This is a genomic window from Moraxella sp. CTOTU46934, from assembly GCF_031979465.1.
GTDB classification, from domain to species: domain Bacteria; phylum Pseudomonadota; class Gammaproteobacteria; order Pseudomonadales; family Moraxellaceae; genus Faucicola; species Faucicola tetraodonis.
Genome location: NZ_DALZEG010000007.1, coordinates 42,140 through 66,516, shown reverse-complemented (window position 1 = coordinate 66,516; position 24,377 = coordinate 42,140). Strand labels below are relative to the sequence as shown.

Sequence of the window (24,377 nt, the reverse complement as noted above, 5' to 3'; positions counted from 1 at the left end):
GAAAAAAGCATTGCACAACACGCCATTGGCAAAGCAACAATGCTATTGTATGATGGATACAACTGATAGCAAAGCGTGACAAAATAATGGCAAAAGGTAAAGCAAAAAATAACGAAGATGCAGCATTCTGGGAGGCGATTTTGGCGGAAAAAGCGCCGTCGCCACCGTGTGAATTGTGTGGACGTGATGAAGTTGAATTAACCCAGCATCATCTGATTCCCAAATCCCGCCACGACAAAGCCCGTACCAAACGCGAATTTAGCCGTGACGAAATGAAAAACGACATCGCCATGCTGTGTCCTGCTTGTCATGCACAAGTGCATGAAGTGTTTAGCAACCAAGAATTATCCAGCTACTACCATACGGTTGAGCGGCTAAAAGAACATACCGAGATGCAAAAATTTATCAATTGGGTAAAAAAACGCCCGGCTGGACAAACTATTCGTGTCAAAAGTGGCAAAGATTTTTAGTGAATAGATTTTTAGCAGATAGTAGCTACTTGTAAAAGTCTTTTTACGATTACCATTATATGCAGCGAGGACATAAGCAAGGATATCGCATGATGACTTGTTAGGCGGGTAGAAGGGTTTTATATCTGGCCGTCCCTGTTAAAGTTTAATCTTACTTGCATTGAAAAGTGATTGAATTAACTTAATATAGTATAAAAATCGTGAAATAGTAAACAAGCAATGCCAAAAAACAAAACGCCCAGTATCGACCCTGCAACCATTGAAATTGCTGCAGCGACTGCCGATCGCAAAGCGCGATTGGATCACTTGATTAAGCGCCTGCCTAACTTGCCAGGCGTGTACAAAATGCTGGGCAAAAATGGCGACATCATCTATGTGGGCAAAGCCAAATCGCTCAAAAGCCGCGTCAACAGCTACTTTGCCAAAACCATCGACCACCCCAAAACGCGGGCGCTGGTGCAACGTATCGACAACATCGAAACCATCATAACCCGCTCTGAGACCGAAGCGCTGCTGCTTGAGCAAAACCTCATCAAGCTACATCGTCCGCCATACAATGTGCTACTGCGTGATGATAAATCTTATCTATACGTGTTTATCTCAGCCGATAAACCTTATCCAAGACTGGCCTATGGGCGCGGTAAAGGGCAGCACCAAAAAGGCAGATTTTTTGGACCTTTTCCTTCGGCGCATGCCGCCAAACAGACCTTGCTAATGATGCAAAAAATGTTTATGGTGCGCCAATGTACCAATACATTTTTTGCCCAGCGTCAACGCCCTTGCCTAGAGTACCAAATCAAACGCTGTAAAGCGCCGTGTGTCGGGCTGGTATCGCCCGAAGAGTATGCCGATGACGTCAACAATACCATTCGATTTTTAAAAGGTGAAGGCACGGATTTGCAAGTCAAATTGGTGGGTAAAATGGAGCAAGCGGCTGAAGACATGAACTTTGAGCAAGCCGCCTTGTATCGCGACCAACTCTCGATGCTACGCGAAGTACAAGCCAAACAAGCAGTATATACGGTCAAAGGTGAAGCCGATATCATCGCCATCGCCAGTCAAGCGGGCATTACCTGTGTGCATGTCATGAATGTGCGTAATGGGCAGGTTTTGGGTGGCAACAATTATTTTCCTGATGTGGATAGCGAAAACGACATAGCGGATAACTTGTCTGAGTTTGTCAGCTCATTTTATTTTCAAGTCAGTGATGATTTGCCCGAAGAGCTGATTATAAGTCATGAGTTGCCCGACCAAACCGCGATGACAGAAGCCTTAACTGAAACCTTTGGCAAAAAGGTGACGATAAAAACCAAAGTTCGTGAGCAGCGGAGCGAATGGCTCACCCTTGCCCAAATGAATGCCAACAACGCCCTGCAAACCAAATTGGGCGATTATTTGGAAGTTAAATCTCGCTTTAACGCGCTCAATGAGGTATTAAAAGAGGCGCTACAAGGCAAATCGCTCGATCGTATCGAATGTTTTGATATCTCGCATACCATGGGTGAAGCCACCATCGCCAGCTGTGTGGTCGCTGACCAAGGCGGGCTACGCAAACGCGACTATCGCCAATATGCCATTCATGGCATCACGGGCGGCGATGACTATGCCGCCATGAAGCAAGTATTAAACCGCCGCTATAGCAAACAGCCGCTGCCAGATTTATTGCTGATTGATGGTGGTAAAGGGCAGCTTAATATGGCAAAAGACGTACTAAGCGAGCTGGGGATTTTAACCCAAACCTTGCTCGTCGGGGTAGCAAAAGGCGAAGGTCGCAAGGCTGGGCTTGAAGTACTGCATTTTATTGACCGTGAGCCGCTCGATTTGCCGGCTGATAGCAAGGCACTGCATTTGATTATGCATATCCGTGATGAAGCGCACCGCTTTGCCATTACCGCACACCGCAAAAAACGCGATAAACGCCGCTCAAGCTCAGTGCTAGAAGCCATCCCTGGGTTGGGGGAAAAACGCCGCCGAGAGTTACTCAATCACTTCGGCGGCTTGCAGCAGCTGCTTGGCGCATCACAAGATGAAATTGGGCAAGTAAATGGGATTGGTAAGGTGATGGCCAATACCATTTATAAAGTGTTGCATGGCTGATATTAAATTTTTAGCCGTTTTGGATGAAACGGGTAGTTAACAATGATAATGACATGGCATTGTAACAATGGCAGAAATTTTTTTTAAATCAATCGCAGCTGCGGATAGCGATATCTGCATGCACTGTGGCGCATGTTGCGCTAACTATCGGGTGTCTTTTTATTGGGCAGAAGGTGAGACACTCGGTATCCCCGAGCAGATGACGGTCAAAGTCAATGATTTTTATAGCTGTATGAAAGGTACCGAAACAAAGCCGGTCAGATGCGTGGCACTCGCTGGCGAAGTTGGTAACTCGGTAGCCTGCCAAATCTATGATAAACGCTCAAGCACCTGCCAATCGGTACAAGTCGGTGACGAGCAATGTATCAAAGCCCGTCATCATTATGGGTTATCTAACGATATCTTTAGTCAATTGCAGGCTTAATGGCTTTGTGATAAACGAACCGCCAGCTGTTTTTCCACTTCGGTTTTGAGCCATTGATTCAAATCCTCATTCATCAGCGTCATTGATTCGAGCAAATAGTTGTCGATATAGCCTTGCAGCTGTTTGACGATATCTTGTTTGATTTGTTCAATAGCGGGCGTGGTGGCGATAGATGGGTTGTCAATATCGGCAAGTGGGTCAGTAACGCTCGTTTCATGGGTCATCACGGCCGCTGTTGGGTCATCAGCTAACGGCTCAGCAAAGTTATCAGTGTTATCAGCGGTGTCAGTGTGATCAATGGCATAGACCATCTCACTGTGATGGCGCTCAATCGTGACATCGCTGGTTGCGGTATCCGTGGACTGCGCTTGTTCATCTAGCTGGTGATTTGCACCCTCGATTGAGCCAGTTGATAGTTGCGTCGCTGGTTGGGGAGGATTGCTTTGTTTTGCCAGATGCGCTTGTTTGGCAATGGCGCGTTCTTGCTCGAGTAGCGCAATGGCTGCGTCATCTTGTGCTTGACGTTCGCGTTGTAGACGTTCTTCTTGCGCTTGACGTTCTTGCTCGTTTTCTTGTGTTAACTGTATTTGTTCAAGAGGCTGTTGTTCAAGTCGTTGTTGCTCAAGGCGCTCTTTTTCCAAGCGCTCGGTTTCTAGGCGTTTGTTTTCTAAGCGTTCTTGTTCTAGCCTGTGTTTTTCCAATCTTTCTTGTTCTAGGCGTTGTTCTTCAAGCTCGCGCTCACGTAGTTGCGCTTGTAATTTTTCTTGGTGGTCACGCTCGATAGCCAGCAATTCCTCGACTTTATCATGCAGATTGGGCACGCTAAATTGATACTCATCAAGGTCGGTATCGGGATAAAGCAAGGTAACGATATCATCAAGTTCTTGAATAATGGCGTGTTTGACAGGGGTAGGGGTGGCAAGCCAGCGCTTTGAAAATTGGTGGGAGAAGGCAAATCCTGACATGAATGGTGTCCAGCGTTAAGGATGAAATAGGATAGCTTCATTTAACGAAAAAACGGCTATAATTTCAATAGCCGTTTTCAAAATTCACACCGTTAAAATATTAATGCTATCATCGCAGTGATTACCATTTATCGTGACTGCCATTTGGCAAACAGCAGCGAGCCGTTGGTACCACCAAACCCAAAACTGTTAGAAATCGCATGGGTTAAGTGGTCGACTTTACGGGCAGTATGCGGTACATAGTCAAGCTTGCACTCAGGGTCTTGATGATCCAAATTGATGGTCGGTGGCAATATTTGTTGTTGCAGCGCCTTAACGGTGAAAATCGCTTCGATACCGCCTGCAGCGCCCAGTAGATGACCGGTCATCGATTTGGTGGAACTTACCACCATGTTCTCACCAAAGATACCCGCAATCGCACAGCTTTCTGCCACATCACCCGCTGGGGTACTGGTGCCATGGGTATTGATGTAGCCAACGTCACTGGGGGCAATGCCAGCATCACTCAAGGCGTGGCGCATCGCCATAGCCGCACCTTCACCATTTTCCGGTGGCGCTGTGATATGACTGGCATCATCACTCATGCCAAAGCCGACAAACTCTGCTAAAATCGTCGCACCGCGCGCTTTGGCGTGGGCAAGGCTTTCCATCACCAGCACGCCTGCACCATCACCCAGCACAAAACCATCACGGTCTTTGTCAAATGGACGACTGGCTTTGGTGGGTGCATCGTTGCGCGTTGATAATGCTTGCATTGCTGAGAAGCCACCGATACCGAGCTGGCTTGAGGCTTTTTCACAGCCGCCCGCTACAATCACATCGGCATCGCCATACGCAATCAACCGTGCCGCTAAGCCAATCGCATGGGTGGCTGTGGTACAAGCGGTAGAAGTGGCAAGATTTAACCCTTTAATCCCATGACGAATCGCCACTTGTCCAGCTGCCATATTCACAATGGCTGAGGGCACAAAAAACGGTGAGATTTTACGCGGACCTTCGCTATTAAGTTTTACCGCTGTATCTTCAATGGTGGTGATACCGCCAATCCCTGAGCCGATAATCACCCCGATACGGTCGGGGTCAACCTGCTGTACAGGCGCGGCTTGCAACTCACTGATAAAGCCTGCTTGCTTCAAGGCTTGTGCTGCTGCGGCAACACCATATTGTACAAAGGTGTCATACCGACGCGCGTCTTTGGCGTTCATGTACAAGCCGATATCAAACCCATCCACTGTACCTGCGATTTGCGCGCGGTAGTCAGTGGCGTCAAAATGGCTAATCGCTTTGATACCGCTTTCGCCATTAATGAGCCGTTGCCAAGTGCTCTCTACATCGAGTCCTAGCGGGGTAATGGCTCCCATGCCTGTGATGACAATACGTTCATGGTCGGGGCGTTCGTCGTAGCGGGGCTTTTTTGGGCTAATTTTTGTGGTCATTTTATGCTCGAATTTTTGAATAATATTTTTTGAATAACATTTTATGAAAGTTTAGCAAAAATAGTGTACGAGTGTAAACACAATAACTTTAACGTCTTTAGGTTGATTGTATATATCTTTAGCCCATTGAACAACATTAGCCCTCACCCAAAGATGACCGAAGCCCAGTATAAAGGCTATAAGTTAAGTGCTATAAGATAAGCGCTATATGCCAATGCTATAAGTAAGTGCTATCAATATCATTGTCGACATAAAAAATACACGCCGTGTTAAAAACACACCTGTCCCAATACCACTTTTTTATTTGCCCCTGTGACACTGGGCAAGTTACTCGGTACGTTCAAAATCGTCTGCTGAGCCAGCCACGCAAACGCCACGGCTTCGACCCACAACGGCGATAGCCCAATTTTGTCGGTAGTTTGTATGTTCCAAGTGGCTAAATTATCTTGTAAACGGCTCATTAAATAGGCATTTAACGCCCCACCACCACAGACAAACAACTCGCCTTGCGCACCATCAGTGACGGACACAATGGCATCGCTGACGGATTTAGCGGTAAGCGCCACCAACGTCGCTTGCACATCGGCAGGTGAGTACGCCAAATTGGGGAATTGCTGACCCAATTGTTCTAGCATAGCGTCAAGCCAAGCCAAATTAAACTCCTCTCGCCCAGTGCTTTTTGGGAACGGCTTGGCGAAAAATGGGTGGGTTAAAAGCAAATTTAATAACGGCTCAAGCACTTGCCCCGACTTCCCCCAATCGCCATTGTGATCATAAGCTTGTTGGGTATGACGCTGGCACCAAGCATCAATGAGCAAATTTGCTACCCCTGTATCAAACCCAATCACATCATCACTGCCATCAAGTACCGTGATATTGGCGATACCGCCTAAATTTAAAATCACTTTTGGCATAACTTTATCGGCATGATAAGGCGGCGCAGCAAACATGGCTTGGTGAAACGCAGGCACGAGTGGCGCGCCTTGCCCACCCACTGCCATATCACGGCGCCGAAAATCACTCACCACCGCAATAGTAGTGCGCTCAGCGAGTACATTCGGGTCAAGCAGTTGCAAGCTAAATGACCACTGTGGGCGATGACGCACGGTTTGCCCATGACAACCAATCGCGGTTACTTCATCAGGGGTCACCTGCGCTTTCTCGAGCAATTGATTGACCAAATTTGCGGCAAATTCAGCATAAAACACACTCGCCCAACCAAATACGTCAAGTTCGCTCTCGAACGCCAAATTGTCATCAGCGATGAGTTGTGCTACCCCGTTTGGTTGAGTGAGCGCTAACAACACGGCGCGTAAATCATCAGGAAACGGCTCGCTCACCGTCGCCAAAATTTCGACAGGCTCATCATTGTCTTCATCAATCTCATAAAACTGGCACAGCACCGCATCGAGTCCGTCAAGGCTGGTGCCACCCATCATGCCAATCATATACGGCGAGTCGGCAAGCGGGTTTTCTTTGGTCGTCATCATATCATCCATGATGTCGGTAAAATGGCTAAAAAACCCTTCATCAAAAGACAGGTTGGCAGGTAGTCCAGTCGGCAACGTTTGGCTCATAATTATTCTCGTTCGGGCTGTCAAAGTAGAGAGTGCCTTGATTATAGCATACTAAAAGCCTGCCTTATTTTATCTGCAAATTTGCTATAATGGCTAAACTTCACTTTTTTTCAGCCGTTTTAACCCGCGCTTTTTTCGAGGTAAGCATGACCGATTCTACTCATAGATTTTTAGCAGCAGAAGAACAACTCAAACTCATCCAACGTGGTACGCACGAAATTATTTCGCAAGACGATTTAATTAAAAAACTCAAAGAAAACCGCCCACTGCGAGTCAAAGCAGGGTTTGACCCGACCGCACCCGATTTGCACTTGGGTCATACGGTTTTAATCAATAAACTCAAGCATTTTCAGGATTTGGGACACCAAGTGTTGTTTTTGATTGGGGATTACACCGCTCGCATTGGAGACCCAACGGGTAAAAATACCACTCGTCCGCCATTGTCTGAAGAAAAAATCCTGGAGAATGCCCAAACTTATAAAGAGCAAGTATTTAAAATCCTTGACCCCGCCAAAACCCAAGTGATGTTTAACTCCGATTGGTTTAGCAAAATGTCGGCAGGTGACATGATTGGTTTGGCAAGCCAGCAAACCGTGTCGCGTATGCTCGAGCGCGATGACTTCTCAAAACGCTATCACAGTCAAACGCCGATTTCGATTCATGAGTTTTTGTACCCACTGGTGCAAGGCTATGACTCAGTCGCCATGCAAGCCGATGTTGAGCTAGGTGGTACTGACCAAACCTTTAACCTGCTCATGGGTCGTACCTTGCAATCTCGCTATGGTCAAACGCCGCAAGTGTGTATCACCGTGCCGATTTTGGAAGGCCTAGACGGCGTACAAAAAATGAGCAAATCGCTTGGCAATTACATCGGCATTTATGACAGCGCAGGCTCAATGTACCAAAAAATCTTGTCCATGCCAGACACTTTGATTGCGCGTTATTTTGAGCTACTTAGCTTTAAACCCATGGATGAAGTCGAAGCCTTGCTAAAAGACATCGAAAACGGGCGCAATCCGCAAGAAGTCAAACGTATTTTGGCACTAGAGCTGATTGAGCGTTTCCATGACAAAGAAGCCGCCGAAAACGCGCACAAATCAGCGGGCAATCGCTTGGTAGATGGTGAGTTGCCATTGGATTTGCCAGAGGTGACGATTAGCCTTGATGGTCAAGCGCGGTTATTTATCACCCAAGTGTTAAACCAAGCCAATTTGGTGAAAAACTCGGCGCAAGCGAAAGACTTTTTGAAAAACCAATCGGTGAAAGTGGATGGGCAAGTGGTAGATGCAGGATTTGCCCTCACTGCAGGACAAACGGTGGTGATTCAAGCCGGCAAAAAAGCGTATGCCAAAGTGACGATTTCCTAAAGTCTATTGCTTAACCAATGGTTTTATTTTAAAATGTAGTGACAATATCACTACATTTTTGCTTTTTATAGAGGTCAGTAGCTATGACACAATCAACTATGTATCAATTTCGACTTGATGCCAATGAAAAGCGCCAAGCCTTTGAAGTGTTTGACGAACTAGGTATTAAGCCTGCGCAAGCGATTCGTCTATTTTTACGTCAAGTTACGGCAACAAAGTCTATTCCGTTTGACGTCGCAATTCCTAACGCCACCACGCAACGTGCGATGCAAGACGTTGAAGCCATGATTGCAGACAAGCAAGCCCGATTTAGCAGTAACAAGGAATTGTTTGATGCCCTCGAAAAAGCCGATTAATTCAAAACGCACGAATTTACCAAGAGCCTCAGATTTTACCAAAGATTTTTTGAATGATTGGCAAAGGCTAGTGAAAACAGGGCGTTATGACATGGTCAGGCTCAAAGAAGTCATGCTGTTATTAATTGCCAATAATGAGCCGTTAGGGGCAGAGTGGAAAGACCATGAACTAAAAGGAAATTGGGCAGGATTTAGAGAGTTACATGTGGGTGGCGATTTTTTATTAATCTACAAAATTCAAACCATCACAAAATTTGAAACAGTTTATTTTACTCGTGCAGGAACACATAACGAATTATTTGAATAAAAAGGGATTTAAAAATGAAAGCCATCTTCCTCGACCGAGCCACCTTTTCCGCTGATTTAGCATTAGCACCCCCACACGAACTGAGCGACTATCAAGTGTATGCGCAAACGCCCAATGACCCCAAAATCATCATTGAGCGTTGCCAAGACGCGGATATTGTCATCACCAATAAAGTTGAGCTTACCGCCGAAATTATCGCGCAGCTCCCAAAGCTCAAACTCATCCAACTGACCGCCACAGGGATGAACAACGTCGATAAAGACGCTTGTGACAAGCACGGCATTACTGTTAAAAACGTCGCAGGCTATGCGGTCAAAAGCGTCCCCGAACATACCTTTATGCTGATACTCTCAGCCATGCGAGCGGCTCGCCACTATCATCATGAAGTGGTCCATGGGGACTGGCAAAAAGATGGTCGCTTTTGTCTGCTCGACACGCCACTCATTGACCTTGAAGGCAAAACGCTGGGCATTATTGGCTATGGTACGATTGGCAAACGGGTTGGGGAAATTGCCAAAGTCTTTGGTATGACAGTATTGATAGCCGAACACCAAAACAAACCGCCAAGAAATAGCGACTATAGCGCGTTTGATGATGTCCTCGCTCAGTCCGATGTCATTACCCTACATTGTCCATTGACTGCGCAAACGCAGCATTTAGTGAATGCCGATAGCATTGCTAAGATGACAAAAAAACCATTGATTATCAATGTCGCGCGCGGTGGCGTGGTCGATAGTCAGGCGGTGGCTGATGCCGTTACACAAGGTAAATTATTAGGCTATGGGGCAGATGTGTTTGAACATGAACCTATCCAAGACAACGACCCATTACTCACACTTAAAGACCACCCAAGAGTGATTTTTACCCCCCATAATGCGTGGGGCAGCGTCAACGCCCAGCTTAACCTATGGGACATATTGTGTCAGCAAGTACAAGAGTTTACCCAACTATCCCATAAGGCAAAATAACGGAAAATAAATATGACAAGTAAACTGCAATTCCAAGACCTAATTATCGGCACAGGTAAAACTGCCGAGCGTGGGGCACTGATTACTGCGCATTACACGGGCTATCTGCCAGATGGCACGGTATTTGACTCATCGCATCACCGCGGGCAACCGTTTGAAACCGTGATTGGCACAGGGCGGGTGATTAAAGGTTGGGATGTGGGTGTTTTGGGTGGCGAATATGCGCAAAAAATCGGCTATCAAGCCCAAGTTGAAGACCCTACCAATCTCATAGCCATGCAAGTTGGTGGTAAGCGCAAACTCATCGTGCCAAGTCACTTGGCGTATGGTGAGCGCCAAATCGGTAAAATCCCGCCAAATTCAGACTTAACCTTTGAAATTGAATTATTGGATGTCAAAACTCGTGATTGAGATTAAATTAGGCATTTATCAGCACTACAAAGGCAATTTGTATCAAGTATTACACCTTGCCAAGCATAGCGAGAGTGAAGAAGAACTGATTGTCTATCGTGCCCTTTATGGCGATTATGGGGTTTGGGCGCGACCGCTTGCGATGTTTGCCGAAACGGTGGAAGTCAATGGCGAAGCTGTGCCAAGATTTAAGCTGATAAAACCGCTAAACAGTTAAGTTTGGCGGTAATTGATATAAAAATAACCGACAACAAAAAACCCCAAAATAATAAGCTTGGGGTTAATCGATTTATACCTAAGACAAATAATGGTGGCGTGGGGCAGGATCGAACTGCCGACACACGGATTTTCAATCCGTTGCTCTACCGACTGAGCTACCGCGCCATGTTTGTCAGCATCAGTATTTGAGCGGCTATTAAACTAAAAATTGCCAAAGGTGTCAAGCACTATTTTAAACTTTTTGCAAAAAGTTGCTAGTAACTGGCAAAATCCCAAGTCATATCAAGTTATATCAACTCGTACATGGCTAAAATACGATGAATTGCGCCGCAGCCGGGTACAAACTTGGTATTGCCTTTTTTGCGCTCAATATCGGTGACTTGTTTGACAAATTTAGGGGCAAGACCGCGCCCGCGATTTGCAGGATGTAGTACGATGTACTGCAGTAAGCGGCTAGACTCGATGCCTTCATTAAAGCAGCCAATCGCGGCAATCGGTTTTTCATTAAACATCCCCAAATAAAGGATATCACCTTTGGCAAAGGCCTTTTCAAAAAACGCCACAGCATCACGACCTGTCGCAAACTCAGATGAGCTGTCGTACAATTTTTCCACCCGCAATTTGAGTTCAGGATCGTCAATGCGGTTGTTTTCAAAGTTATTGATGGCAACGGATTCTAATGGCATAAAGCCCTCCTTTTTAATTAGCTCACGTTTTAATTAGCGCATGTTGATTTAGTATAAAATAGTAACTAGGATACCAACAAACTTGTAATTGTTATCCAGTATTTTTTGCTAAAAATAAAAGCTGTCAAGGCGTTGGCAAGCCGTGATGGCTTTTTTGGGTTAACCAAATCTTGGACAAACTCTGTGAAATGATGATGTGTTTTTCAAAACAACCTGCTCAATGCCGTCCACTAACGGCGGGCGAAAAAGCCATCGCAAGTAGCGTATTTGGTGATACGTTACAGCTTGATAGTATACGCCTAAAAACCGCATGGTGGGTGCTCAAAGGCTATGCGGTCAGTCCCAATGGTCATGTGTATTTTCATCCAGCAGATTTTTGTGATGATTTTAGCCAGCAAAATGTCTATCTGCGCGCGTGGCTGGTGCATGAATTGACCCATGTCTGGCAAATCCAACAAGGCGTTAAGGTGTTTCGCCGCGCCCTGCTCAATCGGCGCTATAGCTACGAGCTGCAAGCGAATAAGCCATTTGGTCGTTATGGCATAGAGCAGCAAGCGCGTATGGTGGAAGATTATTATCGAAAACGTGAGCTCAAACAGGATTATGAGCCATTACTCGCCTTTATTCCGTTTGCCAGTTTACAGCCTGCCACCGCCTAGCGTTATCAACTCTCTGTGTCGCTGTCACCACCCAATGTTTGTAGCGATGGCGGTGGTTTTTTTGGTATAATTGCTTGATGGATGGGTGTCTTAAGGTTCAGTTAAGCTAAATCTGTATGATAGCCTCATCCTAAACTCGGTTATTATATAATGGCTATTTTTTGGTGCATTTAGATAAGGTGAGTAATCGTATGTCAGTGAATAACTCTCGATGGGTAGCATGGCGTCAGCAAGGTGGCAATGCTCAAGGTATTAGTGCTCAAGGTGGCAATGCTCAAGGTATTAGTACTCAAGGTATCAATGCTTATGTGATGATGGGTATTGTCGCGCTATTTTTGACCCTGACCGCAAACGTTACTTTCTTTGATAAAGCCACTGAAGTCTATCCGTTTGCCCAGCATATTGGGTTTATAGGCTCATTGCCGTTGGTGCTATGCGGTGTCATGCTACTGGTTATTGTGCTGCTTAGCTATCGTTACACCCTTAAAGCGGTATTGATTTTTTTGCTATTGACCGCGGCAGTCACGGCGTATTTTACTGATACCTATGGCACTGTCTATGATGTCAATATGCTACAAAATGCGCTACAAACCGATAAAGCAGAAAGCGCCGATTTGTTTAATGTCAATTTTATCTTACGCATTTTATTGCTTGGGGTATTGCCTAGTGTATGGGTGGCGTGGCAAAAGATCACATTTCCCCCCATCAAGCGCAGTCTGTTGCAGCGCGGCTTGACGTATTTGGTCAGCTTCGGCTTGGTGGTGTTACCGATTTTGGCGATGAGTAAAAATTACGCCAGTTTTTTCCGTGAACATAAACAGCTTCGTAGCTATACCAATCCTGCTACCCCTGTATATGCACTGGGTAAACTTGCCAGTATACAGCTCAAACAAGCACAGGCACCCAAAACCCAAATCATGCATGCAACCGATGCGGTGCAGGTGAGCAACCCCACCACCCGTAAGCCAAAGCTGGTGGTATTGGTGGTCGGAGAAACCGCGCGCGGCGACCATGTGCAGCTAAATGGGTATAACCGAACCACCTTCCCGCAGATGGCAGCGACGGCTGGGGTAACTAATTTTAACCAAGTCATCGCCTGCGGTACCTCAACCGCTTACTCGGTGCCTTGTATGTTTAGTTATGTCGGTATGAAAGACTACGATGTGGATACTGCCAACTACCAAGAAAACGTACTTGATACTTTAAATCGCCTAAAGGTTAATATCTTGTGGCGTGATAACAACTCAAGCTCAAAAGGCGTCACTAATCGTTTGCCCGCGGCAGATTTTGTCGATTATAAAACCGCGCGCAACAATACGATGTGTAATACCAACCCCTATGGCGAGTGCCGCGATGTGGGTATGCTAGTAGGCTTAGATGACTACGTCAAACAACTAGCTAACCAGAATACGCTTAACCAGGACACCCTAATTGTGCTGCACCAAATGGGTAATCACGGACCTGCGTATTTTAAACGATATGATAAGCAATTTGAAAAATTCACCCCAGTCTGCCAAAGCAATGAACTTGCCAAATGCGACCCACAAAGCGTGATTAATGCCTTTGACAATGCGCTACTTGCCACCGATGACTTTTTGGCAAAAACGGTGAACTGGTTAGACAAATATGACAGTACCCACCAAGTGGCGATGCTGTATGTCAGTGACCACGGTGAAAGTTTGGGCGAAAACGGCATCTATTTACATGGTATGCCTTATAAAATCGCGCCTAAAGCGCAAAAACACGTCGCATCGATGTTTTGGGCAGGTAAGCACTCAGGCATTCAAGCAGTGCCATCTAATACTGAGCTCACCCATGATGCTATTACCCCAACTTTGTTAAAACTGTTTGATGTGCGTGCGCAAACCGTACAAGGCAAACCCTTGTTTATCAAGTAAAGTTATCAAGTAAAGTTATCCAGTAAAGCTATTTGGGTAATTAGAGCCATTTAAGTAATGTTAGCGACATAAAAATTGCGTCTAACTCCAGCGACAGTGACGGCAAGATATATGGTTCAAAATAGATGAGTATACAGATCGCTAAATTAAAAAATTTTGCCAGTAGGCAGACCGTGCTCGGAATGGTGCTGGCGATTATCTTTACGCTAACGCTTGAGCACAGCGCCATTGATGTAGCCATCAGCCAGTATTTTTATTCCCCCACAGATGGCTGGCTGCTTGCCAAAGAATCACTACTCCCTAACTTAATTTTTTATACTATTCCCAAAAGATTATTAATTGCGTTTGAAGTCTATATGGCAATCGCATGGCTACAACGCTATTTATTACAACGCCATCCATCAAGTCACTGGCTTGCCAAGCAACAGGCATGGTTTAAACCTTTTAAGCGGCTATCACTGACTGAAATAGGCTATCTATTCATCGTGATGGTGTTGGTACCTTTGATTATCGCATCGCTTAAAGGGGTGACTCATGTGGTGTGTCCCAATCACTTGCAAATTTTTGGCGGTGAATATCCTTATCTCACGATACTAGAAGACATCCAAGCCGGAACCCGCTCAAAATGCTTCCCTGCGGCGCACGCCAGTGCTGGGTTTGCCCTGTATGCTTGGGCGTTTATCCCAAGTCTTTGGCACAAGCGCTGGCAAATCGCAGCGATGGTGACGGTGATAGCTTGGCTAATGGGTGGGTATAAAATGTTGATAGGTGACCATTTTTTCAGTCATACGCTGGTATCTATGAGCTTGGCATGGGGGATTTGCGCGGCAGTGGCATGGGCTTGGTGTCGATTTTATGCCAAAGCTACGTCCGCAAAAAATTCAAAGCGCTAATAGTTCATGGTATAAAGCTATAAAAAAGCGTTGAGGAACACCCCACGCCTCTTTTCGGTTGCATGGCTAGCTTAACCGATTGATGGTCATCACCACTTTATAGCCATCGGGATGATTGGCAGTTAAGCGAGAAGGCAGTTTATCGTTACTGTTGCTATAGCTAAACGTGGCTGTCCAATCGCCATTTTGGGCGCTCACTAGGCGATTAATGCTGTCTTTTTTACCATTGGCATCACTGGGTGCTGGCTGCCCTTGAATCCAGTAAGGCAGCTGTGAGATGGGCGCTTGCCAACCGGTTGCACGTAATAGCAATTCTTCAGGGGTAGCGGCATTGATGGTGCCTTTTTCGTTGGTTAACGTCGCAGATTGACCATTGTAGCTGATTTTGGTTTGACCCGCATTCATCGCACCAGCAATCTCAATGGCAAAGTTTTGACCTTGCTGTGTCCAAATATAAAACGCACTACCTGCCTGCTGCGGCGTGGTCATGCCAATTTTACCATTGATAGTAAATTGCGCGCTCGATAGCGTACTTGGATCCGCTTGCTCAGTAGTGGTAGTCGATGGCGCTGTGGCTGTTTGGGTATTGACCACAGGAGTTGTCATCACTGTGGCGACAGGCTTGGCTGCGATGGGCTTAGTTGTTGCCTGTACGGACTGACAGCCTGTTAGCAGCATACTACTGATGCCCAAACAGGCAATACTTAACCCCGTGATTTTGCTGATGACAGCTGGTAATAAATGCATAATATCCTCAAATGTTAATCAAATTTGTTAATCAAGTTTTCATCAAATATTAACTGGTTGTGCTTAAGTATGATGATTTAAAAAACTGATGGGTAAACTATAAATAGCCATTGTTAAGCCTGTTTTGCTTAACTGCTCAAATTGGTGAAAAAGCGGTTATTATTTATCTGTTGTTTATCTGCCATTTACCTGTCATCTATCTGCTTTACAACCTTTATTGCTCGCTAGTCGTCGTGCTTAGAGACGATTTTAGGCGGTGCTATTGCAGGTTTTCGGGTTGATAACCGAGTTCATGGACCAAGATTTGGTTGATGCGCTCCGCTTCTTTTTGGTTGCCCAAATTTAAGTAGGCTTGTTGCAGCAGCAACCCGCTAATCACATCGGGTACGATATCAAAATTATCCGATAACAGACTAATGACGGTGGCGTTATTAGCCTGATGCAGCGCTTGTTGCGACAGTATTTGCCGCGCCTTTAAACCGACTTCTTTGTCATTGATTAATGCCGTCAGTAGGGCGGTCACCTCTTCATTATTTTGTTTTAAATTGACCAAGGTTTGCGCATATTCGAGTTGATAATCCACGTTTGCCGGTGCAAGTCGAATCAACTCTTTTAACAGTCGCAGTTTACTGGTGTAATCATCATCGGGCAGTAACAATACCTTGGCAAATAAAATATCGGTATTATTGGGTAAACTGGTTTGCGCGCTATTAAGCAAGGCTAACGCTTGCGCGGTTTGGTTATTTTTTTGCAAAATGTTGGCTTGCATGATGTAGCTTTGCGGCGCAAAACTGTCAAATTGCTCCCGTAATTTGATGCTACTGGCAATCGCTTCCTCAAAACGACTTTGCGAGATTAATAAATCAATCTGTTGCTGTCTGGCTTTGAGCACCAAGTCAGGTTGCATCACTTTGCCATAGTAGCCAATCGCATCATTGAGTAGGTTCTGGCGTTCGGCGCTGACAGCCAAATAATAATTGGCTTGGTCCTTAAAGTTGGGGCTGGCAATCAATGTTTTGAGCAAGCGATCTGCTGCGGCGTATTTTTTTAAATCAATACCCACCAAAGCGGCCAGTAGTTTGATTTCTTCATCTGCCAAAAACTGCTGATTAGCACGGGCATTGAGCTGTTGCCATACTTGCGCGCTTTTGCCTTGCTTTAGCATATAGCGAATTTGATAGACAAATAGCGCTTTATTGTCAGGCACGGTTTTACGCGCCTGCGCAATAAACGCAATCACTTGATGACTGGGCGATAAGGCTTGCAGGATATCTGCTTTTAACGTCAAAAAAGCCGGGCTTTTGGGGTTGGTTTTAAGCGCCCGATTAATCGCCACTAACGCGGCTTTGGGCTGTTGAAACTGTAGCAGCAGACCCGCTTTCATGACCAGTAGTGAAGGGTTGTTTTTGATGTCTAATCGATTGAGCGTAGCAAGCAATTCAGCTTGGTCACGGGTTTCCGTGGGATAAATCCCAATCAAAATCTGACTTAAATCAGCGTCAGGATCGTACTGCAAAATTTGATTGAGCTTTTCGCCGGCTAATTCATACTCGTGCGCTTTGAGTGCCAGATGGGTCACATAAAAAATCGCCGGCACATGGTCAGGGTTTTGCTGTTGCCACGCATTGGCAAAAGCGAGTGACAACTGTGGCGGTTCATTTTGTAAAGATAAACCGAGGGCGCGTTCAAAGACGGGGGCAGCATCCGCCAAAAAAGACTGCTGCTTATAGGTCGCTAACGCCTGATCGATACGACCGCGATCTGCGGCAAACTCCGCCATCAAAATCGCATACAGGCTTGGCTGGCTAAGAGACTGATTCACAGATTGACTAGCGGATGCAAAATTTGCCCCGGCACTAAAAACCGCTGGGCTAAACAATAAACTTGCCAACGTGAGCGTAGTCGCGACTACATTTTTGCCTAAAGCGGTAGAGGGTTTAAGTATATGAAGCGGTTTTAGATTCGGCTTTAGATTGACAAAAAGTTGCTGCGGTATTGATAAATGCATCGGTAAATAAATCGATAAACAATAAGGCTTGACATATTTCGACGCAAAAAAGCGTGGATTGAGGGGACAACCACGCACAGCGCAACAAGCCGATGAAATAACCGCTGGAAACAACTTTCGCATTTAGCTCGCTTGGACAGTAACGTACCTAAAAATTACAGTCAGTATTACAATCAGTGACAAGTAAGATGTAACAAAATGTTCATGAGAAACTTAAATTATACGGGGTCAACTGGTCGAACTATGTAGAATTATGGTTAAATCGTATGGGTAAATAGCAACCAAATAAGCGGATGTGGCAGAGTTAAGTAAAAAAATATGATGATAGCTCGAATGACCGTTCAAAATGCTAGGCATGCTAGACCTGGTAATGCGTTAAATCGTAATACTTTAAATCGTGGCTAAAGAATTTCCCTGAATCAAAAAAGCAGGATGTTTTTCATTTGTTATTAGCAATGGTATAATAATCCACTTTTCTACTTTACTTTTATTAAGTGGTTATTATTAAGTTGCTTTAGGTTTCTTTATATTGCCACTTTTCCCCCTGTGTTATCAAGCATGACAAGCGTCGATAGGCTGATATGGGCTGGATGTCGCTTAGCTAGCACACTTAGCTAGCAAACTTGGGTTCACAAAAATCGGCTTTGATAAACGCGGTCATTTTTAAGGTCATTACGTTATATGCAGCTTCTGGTTATTGGGTTAAATCATAAAACAGCGCCAGTTGCCATGCGTGAGCAATTGGCGTTTGCTGCTGAAGATTTGCCGATTGCCCTAGATTCGCTCAAAGCGATCACCCAAGGCGCGGTGATTTTATCGACCTGCAACCGCACTGAAATCTATGCGCTAGCCCCCGAAGGACAGACCCTTACTAGTACGATGTCACAAGTGATTGAATGGCTAGCGGCTTTTAAAAACACGCCCATGCAAAAAATCGCGCCACACCTGTATCAATATCAAAATAACCATGCACTGCTACATTGGGTGCGGGTAGCGTCTGGGCTAGACTCGATGATTTTGGGCGAGCCGCAGATTTTGGGACAAATCAAACAGGCGGTGCGCCAATCCCGTGCCAAAGAAGCTATCTCGAGTAAGCTTAGCTGGGTGATTCAGCAGGTATTTGCCGCCGCCAAACAAGTGCGTAACGAAACGCGGGTAGGCTCACAAGCGGTGTCGTTAGGCTTTGCCGCCGCCAAATTGGTGACGCAAATTTTTCAAAAACCTAGCAACAACACTTTGCTGGTTGTCGCGGCAGGTGAGATGAATCGGCTGGTTGCGACCAATATCGCAGGTTTAGGTGTCGGCAAAGTCATCATCTGTAATCGTAGTCCTGAGCGTGCCGCGCTGCTTGCCTCTGAGCTTGAAACGATTGTGCCGCACATTGAGATTACCCCGCTTGATCAATTAGCCAACGTGTTGCCGCAAGCGGATATTGTAACTAGCTGTAGCGGTAGCCTATATACCTTGATTGATAAAACCATGGTGAAACAGGCGTTAAAACAGCGCCGTCATCAGCCCATGTTAATGATTGATTTGGCTGTGCCTCGCGATATTGACCCTACCGTCAGTGAGCTAGATGACGTGTATTTATACTCAATTGATGACTTACAACATGTGATTGCAGGCAACCTTGAACAGCGTCGCCAAGCTGCCGTAGAAGCAGAATTATTGGTGAGCCAAATCGTGGTGGCGATTGAGCGCAAATACTTGGTGCGCCAAGTGGGTCAGGATATTCAGCAGTACCGTGAGCAAGCCAAACACCATGCGGATATGATTTTAAGCCAATCCTTACAGCAGCTTGCCGATGGTCATGCAGCCGAAGCCGTGTTGACCGAACTGACCCGTAAACTCACCCAAACGTTAACCCATGCACCGTCCAAACTATTGCGAGAAACGGCTAGCGAACAGCCCGTAGAAACCGTCAATTTTGTGGCACAACATCTGACCCATGCCTTTCGCAAAGACAAATGCCCCTATCTCACCCATAACAACACCCTGCTTGATGACGAGCCAGCGTCACCGTCTTTTGACAATCAATAATTAACAAGCAATAATTTTCCTATTGCTGAGCTTTTAAGCCCAAGTTTTTAAGCGCAAGTTTTCGCTACAAGCGGCGGCTAGCTTTTTTGCATCAAATTTGTAATACTTAAAATTGCTCTGCTAACTCTGATAACAATGGCGTCGATTAGGATTTGCTATGTTTACTTGCCCACCGATACTACCGTATTTTACCCCACTGCCTGCGCTTAGCCTGCAAGGCGAAGCCAATCTTGGCATACCCGCTTGGTTAGCAGTAGTGGAAGCGGACTTGGATAAGGCGTTGGTATCTGGCACACCGATTCGCCAAGTCGTCATGGGGCGCTGCTGTGCGATTGATAGTATGATGGCAGCCTTATTTGAGTTGTATGAACTCGATCAAACCGATTTGACGCTGTTTGCCACAGGAGGGTATGGGCGTGGGGAGTTGCACCCGTTTTCGGATGTGGATTTATTGCTGTTAAGTCCAAACCCGATTGATGAAGCATTGAATCAAAAAATTTCGCCGTTCGTCGCCAAGCTTTGGGATATTGGGATTGATCCTGCTTTGGTGGTGCGCTCCGTTGAAGAATGCGATGAGGCTTGTCACGATGATATCACGGTAGCAACAAGTCTGTTAGAAGCACGAATTTTGGTAGGCAATGTTGCCCAAGCTGGGTTGCCGATGCAGCTACTCAATAAAAACTGGTCACAAACCAAGTTTTATGAGGCCAAAATGGCAGAAGCCAAAGAGCGCTATCTTAAACATAATTCGACGGAGTATAACCTAGAGCCTGACCTTAAAAACGCGCCTGGGGGCTTGCGAGATATTCATACTGTCGGCTGGATTAGTAAGCGCTATTTTCGCGTGACAAACTTGTTTGGACTGGTGCAGCAAGAATTTATTACCGAAAAAGAATTTGATGAGCTGCAAGAAGCAGAAGATTTTTTGTGGTTGATTCGCCATCATCTGCACAAAATTGCCAAACGCAATGAAAACCGTGTTTTATTTGACTATCAGCGCCTGATTGCTGAGCGCATCGGTTACCGTGACAATTCGCATCCCAATGCCGCAGTTGAGCAGTTTATGCGCGATTATTACCGCTATGCCATGTCAAACTCAACATTGTCTGAAATGCTCACCCAGCACTACTATGAAACGTTGATTGAGGCGCGTCTACCTGATGAACAGCGCCCGGTGAGAAAGGTGATTAATGAGCGCTTCAAACTGGTCGGTGATCGCATTGCGGTGACGCATACGCGGGTGTTTGCCCAACATCCGACCGCGATTTTAGAAATGTTTTTGTTGATGGGTCAGCAAAATATTCGCCATATTCGTACCCGCACGCTACGGATTTTAAAAATCGCTGCACGCGGCATTGATGAGCATTTTCGCAATGATCCCGTCAATAAAGCTATGTTTATGGACAATCTCAAAGAGCAAAATCTGCTATTTTGGCGACTGCGAGTCATGAAGCGTTATGGCGTGCTAGGTAGCTATTTGCCTGCTTTTGGTCAAGTTACAGGATTGATGCAATATGACTTGTTTCACCGTTATACGGTGGATGCCCATATTTTGATGTTGATACGTATGTTGCACCGCTTTACCGATGACAATTATGTTGATACTTATCCGCTTGTCAGTGGTATCTACCGCCGTATTGACCGTAAAGAGATGCTGGTGTTGGCAGCGATTTTCCATGATATTGCCAAAGGTCGGGGCGGTGACCATAGTGAACTTGGCGAGCAAGATGCCATCAAGTTTTGCTTGTCACATGGTTTAAGCCAAGCCGATGCCGAGCTTGTCGGCTGGTTGGTGTCTCAGCATTTATTGATGTCGATGACCGCGCAGAAAAAAGACATCTCCGACCCCGAAGTTGTCGCAGAATTTGCCGATAAAGTCGGGAATGTGACTTATTTGAATTATTTGTATGTGCTCACCGTTGCCGATATGAATGCCACCAACCCACAGCTTTGGAACAGTTGGCGCGCAACCTTGATGCGTCAACTATATACCCAAACCCGCCGTATCCTGCGAGCCGATATCGATGCGCCGATGAACCGCCAAGACATGATTGCCAGCAACAAGCAAAGCGCCCGTGATTTGCTAGCAGCTGATAATGGCTTGGCTGACATTGAAAGCTTGTGGGATGGGCTAGGGGAGGAGTATTTTTTACGTGAAGTCCCAAGCGATATTGTTTGGCATTCCAAAGCCATCATGGCGCATGATGAGGCACAAAAACAACGCACAGAGAGCGAGCAACCTGAGCCGCTGATTATTTTGCGTGAACATCGCGAGTTGGCACTCGATGCCGTGCAAGTGTTTATCTACACCCATGACCAATCCAATTTATTTGCGGTGACCATGACGGTGTTTGACCAAATGGATTTGGACGTACTCGATGCGCGCGTCATCACCGCCTCGCGAGATTTTGCCCTAGATTCTTACGTACTGCTTGACCGACATGGCACGCTACTCACCGATACCGAGCGCCAAACTGAACTCATAGAGCGTCTAAAACAAGCCTTTATTAGTCCAACGTTGCCTGAGGTGGCGCAGCGACGCATGCCTAGACAGCTCAAGCATTTTCATGTACCCACCAAAGTGTCTTTTAGTTTTAACCCGCAATCCAATCAGCATATGATGATTTTGGAAACCCTTGACCAGCCAGCCTTGCTTGCGCGTGTGGGGCAGGTGTTTTTGGCACATGATATTGAAGTGCATTTTGCCCGCATTACCACATTGGGTGAGCGCGCCGAAGATATGTTCTTTATCACTGACCATGAAGACAAACCGCTATCGGCTGAGCGACTCGAAAAACTCAAACAGGCATTGGTAGAAACGCTGAATGTCAGTTAACTTGTCAGTGGGAAAAGTCGGTGGCAAGCAAGCCCAATCGTAAGTCTAAGCGCAAGTCCAATTACAAGTAAGCTACTGGATTTGATTACTTTTGGGTGCGCGCCAAATACACCATTAGGCAAACCATGGCAATGAGCGCGATACCTGCCCCCACATAACCCACCATAGCCAGGCCTAGGCTTGCAATCACCAGTCCACCGACGAACGCGCCGCCGCCGATACCGATGTTATAAATTCCTGAAAAAATTGACATCGCTACATCAGTGGCATTCGGCGCAAGCTGTAATACGCGTAGCTGCAAAGCAAGGCTAATCGCCGTAATTGCCAAGCCCCATAGCATCGCTAGGACAAGCCATAAGATTGGCACATGGGGCAGCCAAGCAGATGCCAGTAACGAAAACAGCAGCGTTGCCATCGCGCTAATCAAAAACGCCCGTGGAAAACGGTCATAAAAGTGCCCAAATAGCCAGCTCGCTAGCAACCCTGCCACCCCAAAACTCAGCAAAATCACTGTGGCAAATTGTTGACTAAACTGACTAATCGTCAGCATATAAGGCTCAATATAACTATACGCCGTAAAGTGTGCCGTCACACATAGCACAGTGAGTGTATAGACAGTGAGCAAGGGGATATTATTAAAAATACTGGGTAAACTTGCGGCTGAGCCGACATCTTTGCTCGGCAGTTTTGGCAAAATCCACCACACCATAATCATTGCCAAGAGCGCAGCCGCGCCAATCGTACCAAACGTCATCCGCCACCCGAGCCACTGCCCAATCATCCGACCCAACGGCAGCCCAAGCACCGTCGCCAGTGCGCTACCCATCGACAATAGCCCCAAGGCTTTGGTTTGACGATCTTTGGGCGCCACACGCACCACAAGGCTTGCGGTAATTGACCAAAACACCGCATGCGCTAGCGCAATCAATGCTCTCCCAACCAACAGCATGGCAAAACTTTGCGCCATCACCGACACCGCATGCCCCCCGATAAAGATAACAAATAATGCTATCAATAGCTTACGCCGTTCGATACGGGCAGTAGCAAGCATGGCAGGGAGCGACAAAATAGCCACAATCCAAGCATAAATGGTTATCATATGCCCCACTGTTTCTACCGGCATGGCAAAGCTATGACCAATGTCAGACAGCAGCGCAATCGGCACAAATTCAGTGGTATTAAAAATAAATGCCGAAATCGCCATGACAATCACGCGCCACTGGCGAATTTGGTTGGGATAATTGGGGTTGGACTGGGTGTGTTGGCGTAACTGGTGAAAATGACTCATTGCAGGCAGGATGGCTAAGGCTGATGGCATACCTTAGCGGCTCACTCTATAAAATAAAAGCAATTTTACGTTATTTTATGGTGAAAATAGCTTTAGTAGTAAAAAATCGACTCATAGGGTAGCGCGCCAACCCCAACTCACCAAAAAAGCAATACCCACTAGCCAAGCAATATAGGGATAAGTGGTTAAAAAACTGGCAGTCAGTCCGACTATTTACCTTTGGACAAAATCGCCACTTGGCGGATATAAGTGTGTAAATCAGCCACACTCTCATTCATCAATTCATCATCTTGGGTATATTCGGCGTAGGCAATCCAAATCAGCAGCTGCTTGATGGTGTTGAATTCACTGTCAAAAAAGGTTTTGGTAAATTGTTTTAAGGTGTTGTCATCTTGCAAATTTAGCCGCGTTTGCCAACTTTCAATTTTGGCTTGTTGCTCAGGGCTAAAGGTATGGCGAAATAAAAATTCGACAATCGCATGCGGTTCTTCTTCAGCCAGCAATTTACCCAAACGCTTGATGTGACGTTTACGTGCTTCATGGCTGGTGATATCGGCAAGCTGCAGCAAGTCATCCAAAAAAAACTCACTGGCAGGCAGTGCCTTCATTTGTTTTTTTGACAAATTGGCAAGCGGCTCAGCCAGTCGCTGTAGGCGTTCATGGGCTTTTTTTAGTTCGGTACGGCTAACCGCCATATCCATTTCAGCAAAATTAATCATTTATCA

22 protein-coding genes and 1 tRNA gene are annotated in these 24,377 nt (G+C 46.0%); 14 read left to right on the top strand and 9 right to left on the bottom strand.

Going from position 1 to position 24,377, the window contains the following annotated elements; genetic code table 11:
* Positions 1–86 precede the first annotated feature (86 nt).
* The 3 genes from RTN07_RS07115 to RTN07_RS07105 all read left to right on the top strand — a co-directional run bounded on the left by RTN07_RS07115 (position 87) and on the right by RTN07_RS07105 (position 2,991).
* Entirely contained in the window at positions 87–470 is a 384-nt protein-coding gene (locus tag RTN07_RS07115) for an HNH endonuclease (protein ID WP_051500239.1), read from the top strand.
* A 219-nt stretch (positions 471–689) separates the two neighbouring features.
* Positions 690–2,567 carry an excinuclease ABC subunit UvrC gene (gene uvrC / locus RTN07_RS07110; protein WP_312176932.1) on the top strand — a complete coding sequence of 626 codons (1,878 nt, stop codon included), beginning with the start codon at positions 690–692 and terminating at the stop codon, positions 2,565–2,567.
* Between the two features lie 67 nt (positions 2,568–2,634).
* Complete coding sequence (locus RTN07_RS07105) at positions 2,635–2,991, top strand: YkgJ family cysteine cluster protein (RefSeq protein ID WP_312176930.1); 357 nt, start codon at positions 2,635–2,637, stop codon at positions 2,989–2,991.
* Here RTN07_RS07105 and RTN07_RS07100 read toward each other — a convergent pair.
* From RTN07_RS07100 to RTN07_RS07090, 3 genes are all read right to left on the bottom strand, one after another.
* Complete coding sequence (locus tag RTN07_RS07100) at positions 2,988–3,956, bottom strand: hypothetical protein (RefSeq protein WP_312176927.1); 969 nt, start codon at positions 3,954–3,956, stop codon at positions 2,988–2,990. The two genes, RTN07_RS07105 and RTN07_RS07100, sit on opposite strands and share 4 nt — an antisense overlap.
* Positions 3,957–4,084: 128 nt before the next feature.
* Positions 4,085–5,392: a beta-ketoacyl-ACP synthase II gene (gene fabF / locus RTN07_RS07095; RefSeq protein ID WP_312176924.1), complete on the bottom strand. Its 1,308-nt coding sequence runs from the start codon at positions 5,390–5,392 to the stop codon at positions 4,085–4,087.
* A gap of 269 nt (positions 5,393–5,661) precedes the next feature.
* Positions 5,662–6,891, bottom strand: coding sequence for an anhydro-N-acetylmuramic acid kinase (locus RTN07_RS07090; protein WP_312177036.1), 1,230 nt, complete (start codon positions 6,889–6,891; stop codon positions 5,662–5,664).
* A gap of 224 nt (positions 6,892–7,115) precedes the next feature.
* On the opposite strand from RTN07_RS07090, the gene tyrS reads away from it, so the two are divergent.
* From tyrS to RTN07_RS07060, 6 genes are all read left to right on the top strand, one after another.
* Complete coding sequence (gene tyrS, locus RTN07_RS07085; protein WP_312176922.1) at positions 7,116–8,336, top strand: tyrosine--tRNA ligase; 1,221 nt, start codon at positions 7,116–7,118, stop codon at positions 8,334–8,336.
* 83 nt (positions 8,337–8,419) lie between these two features.
* Positions 8,420–8,692, top strand: a complete 273-nt coding sequence (locus RTN07_RS07080; protein ID WP_062333167.1) for a type II toxin-antitoxin system RelB/DinJ family antitoxin — start codon at positions 8,420–8,422, stop codon at positions 8,690–8,692.
* Positions 8,670–8,999, top strand: coding sequence for a type II toxin-antitoxin system YafQ family toxin (locus RTN07_RS07075; protein ID WP_050325297.1), 330 nt, complete (start codon positions 8,670–8,672; stop codon positions 8,997–8,999). Before RTN07_RS07080 ends, RTN07_RS07075 begins: the two co-directional genes overlap by 23 nt.
* Before the next feature lie 14 nt (positions 9,000–9,013).
* On the top strand, positions 9,014–9,967 hold the full coding sequence (locus tag RTN07_RS07070) for a D-2-hydroxyacid dehydrogenase (protein ID WP_312176919.1): 954 nt from the start codon (positions 9,014–9,016) through the stop codon (positions 9,965–9,967).
* Positions 9,968–9,979: 12 nt separating this feature from the next.
* A complete protein-coding gene (locus tag RTN07_RS07065; protein ID WP_095356284.1) occupies positions 9,980–10,378 on the top strand; it encodes an FKBP-type peptidyl-prolyl cis-trans isomerase in 399 nt (132 codons plus the stop codon).
* A complete protein-coding gene (locus tag RTN07_RS07060; protein WP_095356330.1) occupies positions 10,374–10,595 on the top strand; it encodes a DUF1653 domain-containing protein in 222 nt (73 codons plus the stop codon). The genes RTN07_RS07065 and RTN07_RS07060 overlap by 5 nt, the downstream gene beginning before the upstream one ends.
* Positions 10,596–10,686: 91 nt before the next feature.
* Here RTN07_RS07060 and RTN07_RS07055 read toward each other — a convergent pair.
* Positions 10,687–10,762 (bottom strand) — tRNA-Phe (locus RTN07_RS07055).
* Positions 10,763–10,884: 122 nt separating this feature from the next.
* On the bottom strand, positions 10,885–11,283 hold the full coding sequence (locus RTN07_RS07050; RefSeq protein WP_050325294.1) for a hypothetical protein: 399 nt from the start codon (positions 11,281–11,283) through the stop codon (positions 10,885–10,887).
* Between the two features lie 194 nt (positions 11,284–11,477).
* Here RTN07_RS07050 and RTN07_RS07045 point away from each other — a divergent pair, with 194 nt between their 5' ends.
* The 3 genes from RTN07_RS07045 to RTN07_RS07035 all read left to right on the top strand — a co-directional run bounded on the left by RTN07_RS07045 (position 11,478) and on the right by RTN07_RS07035 (position 14,733).
* Positions 11,478–11,942, top strand: a complete 465-nt coding sequence (locus tag RTN07_RS07045; RefSeq protein WP_312176917.1) for a type IV secretion protein Rhs — start codon at positions 11,478–11,480, stop codon at positions 11,940–11,942.
* Between the two features lie 191 nt (positions 11,943–12,133).
* A complete protein-coding gene (locus RTN07_RS07040) occupies positions 12,134–13,840 on the top strand; it encodes a phosphoethanolamine transferase (protein WP_312176914.1) in 1,707 nt (568 codons plus the stop codon).
* A gap of 125 nt (positions 13,841–13,965) precedes the next feature.
* Positions 13,966–14,733 carry a PAP2 family lipid A phosphatase gene (locus RTN07_RS07035; RefSeq protein WP_312176911.1) on the top strand — a complete coding sequence of 256 codons (768 nt, stop codon included), beginning with the start codon at positions 13,966–13,968 and terminating at the stop codon, positions 14,731–14,733.
* A gap of 66 nt (positions 14,734–14,799) precedes the next feature.
* On the opposite strand, the gene lolB is transcribed toward RTN07_RS07035, so the two are convergent.
* On the bottom strand, positions 14,800–15,480 hold the full coding sequence (lolB, locus tag RTN07_RS07030) for a lipoprotein insertase outer membrane protein LolB (RefSeq protein WP_309593117.1): 681 nt from the start codon (positions 15,478–15,480) through the stop codon (positions 14,800–14,802).
* Between the two features lie 259 nt (positions 15,481–15,739).
* On the bottom strand, positions 15,740–17,611 hold the full coding sequence (locus RTN07_RS07025) for a tetratricopeptide repeat protein (RefSeq protein WP_312176908.1): 1,872 nt from the start codon (positions 17,609–17,611) through the stop codon (positions 15,740–15,742).
* Positions 17,612–18,169: 558 nt separating this feature from the next.
* On the opposite strand from RTN07_RS07025, the gene hemA reads away from it, so the two are divergent.
* A complete protein-coding gene (gene hemA / locus RTN07_RS07020) occupies positions 18,170–19,528 on the top strand; it encodes a glutamyl-tRNA reductase (RefSeq protein WP_312176905.1) in 1,359 nt (452 codons plus the stop codon).
* Between the two features lie 157 nt (positions 19,529–19,685).
* The gene (gene glnD / locus RTN07_RS07015; RefSeq protein WP_312176903.1) at positions 19,686–22,364 is read left to right on the top strand and encodes a [protein-PII] uridylyltransferase; all 2,679 of its coding nucleotides are present in this window, start codon (positions 19,686–19,688) and stop codon (positions 22,362–22,364) included.
* Between the two features lie 85 nt (positions 22,365–22,449).
* Here glnD and RTN07_RS07010 read toward each other — a convergent pair whose 3' ends face one another.
* The gene (locus RTN07_RS07010; protein WP_312176902.1) at positions 22,450–23,682 is read right to left on the bottom strand and encodes a sugar transporter; all 1,233 of its coding nucleotides are present in this window, start codon (positions 23,680–23,682) and stop codon (positions 22,450–22,452) included.
* 179 nt (positions 23,683–23,861) lie between these two features.
* Positions 23,862–24,371: a ribosome biogenesis factor YjgA gene (gene yjgA, locus RTN07_RS07005; protein ID WP_007116564.1), complete on the bottom strand. Its 510-nt coding sequence runs from the start codon at positions 24,369–24,371 to the stop codon at positions 23,862–23,864.
* Positions 24,372–24,377: the final 6 nt, after the last annotated feature.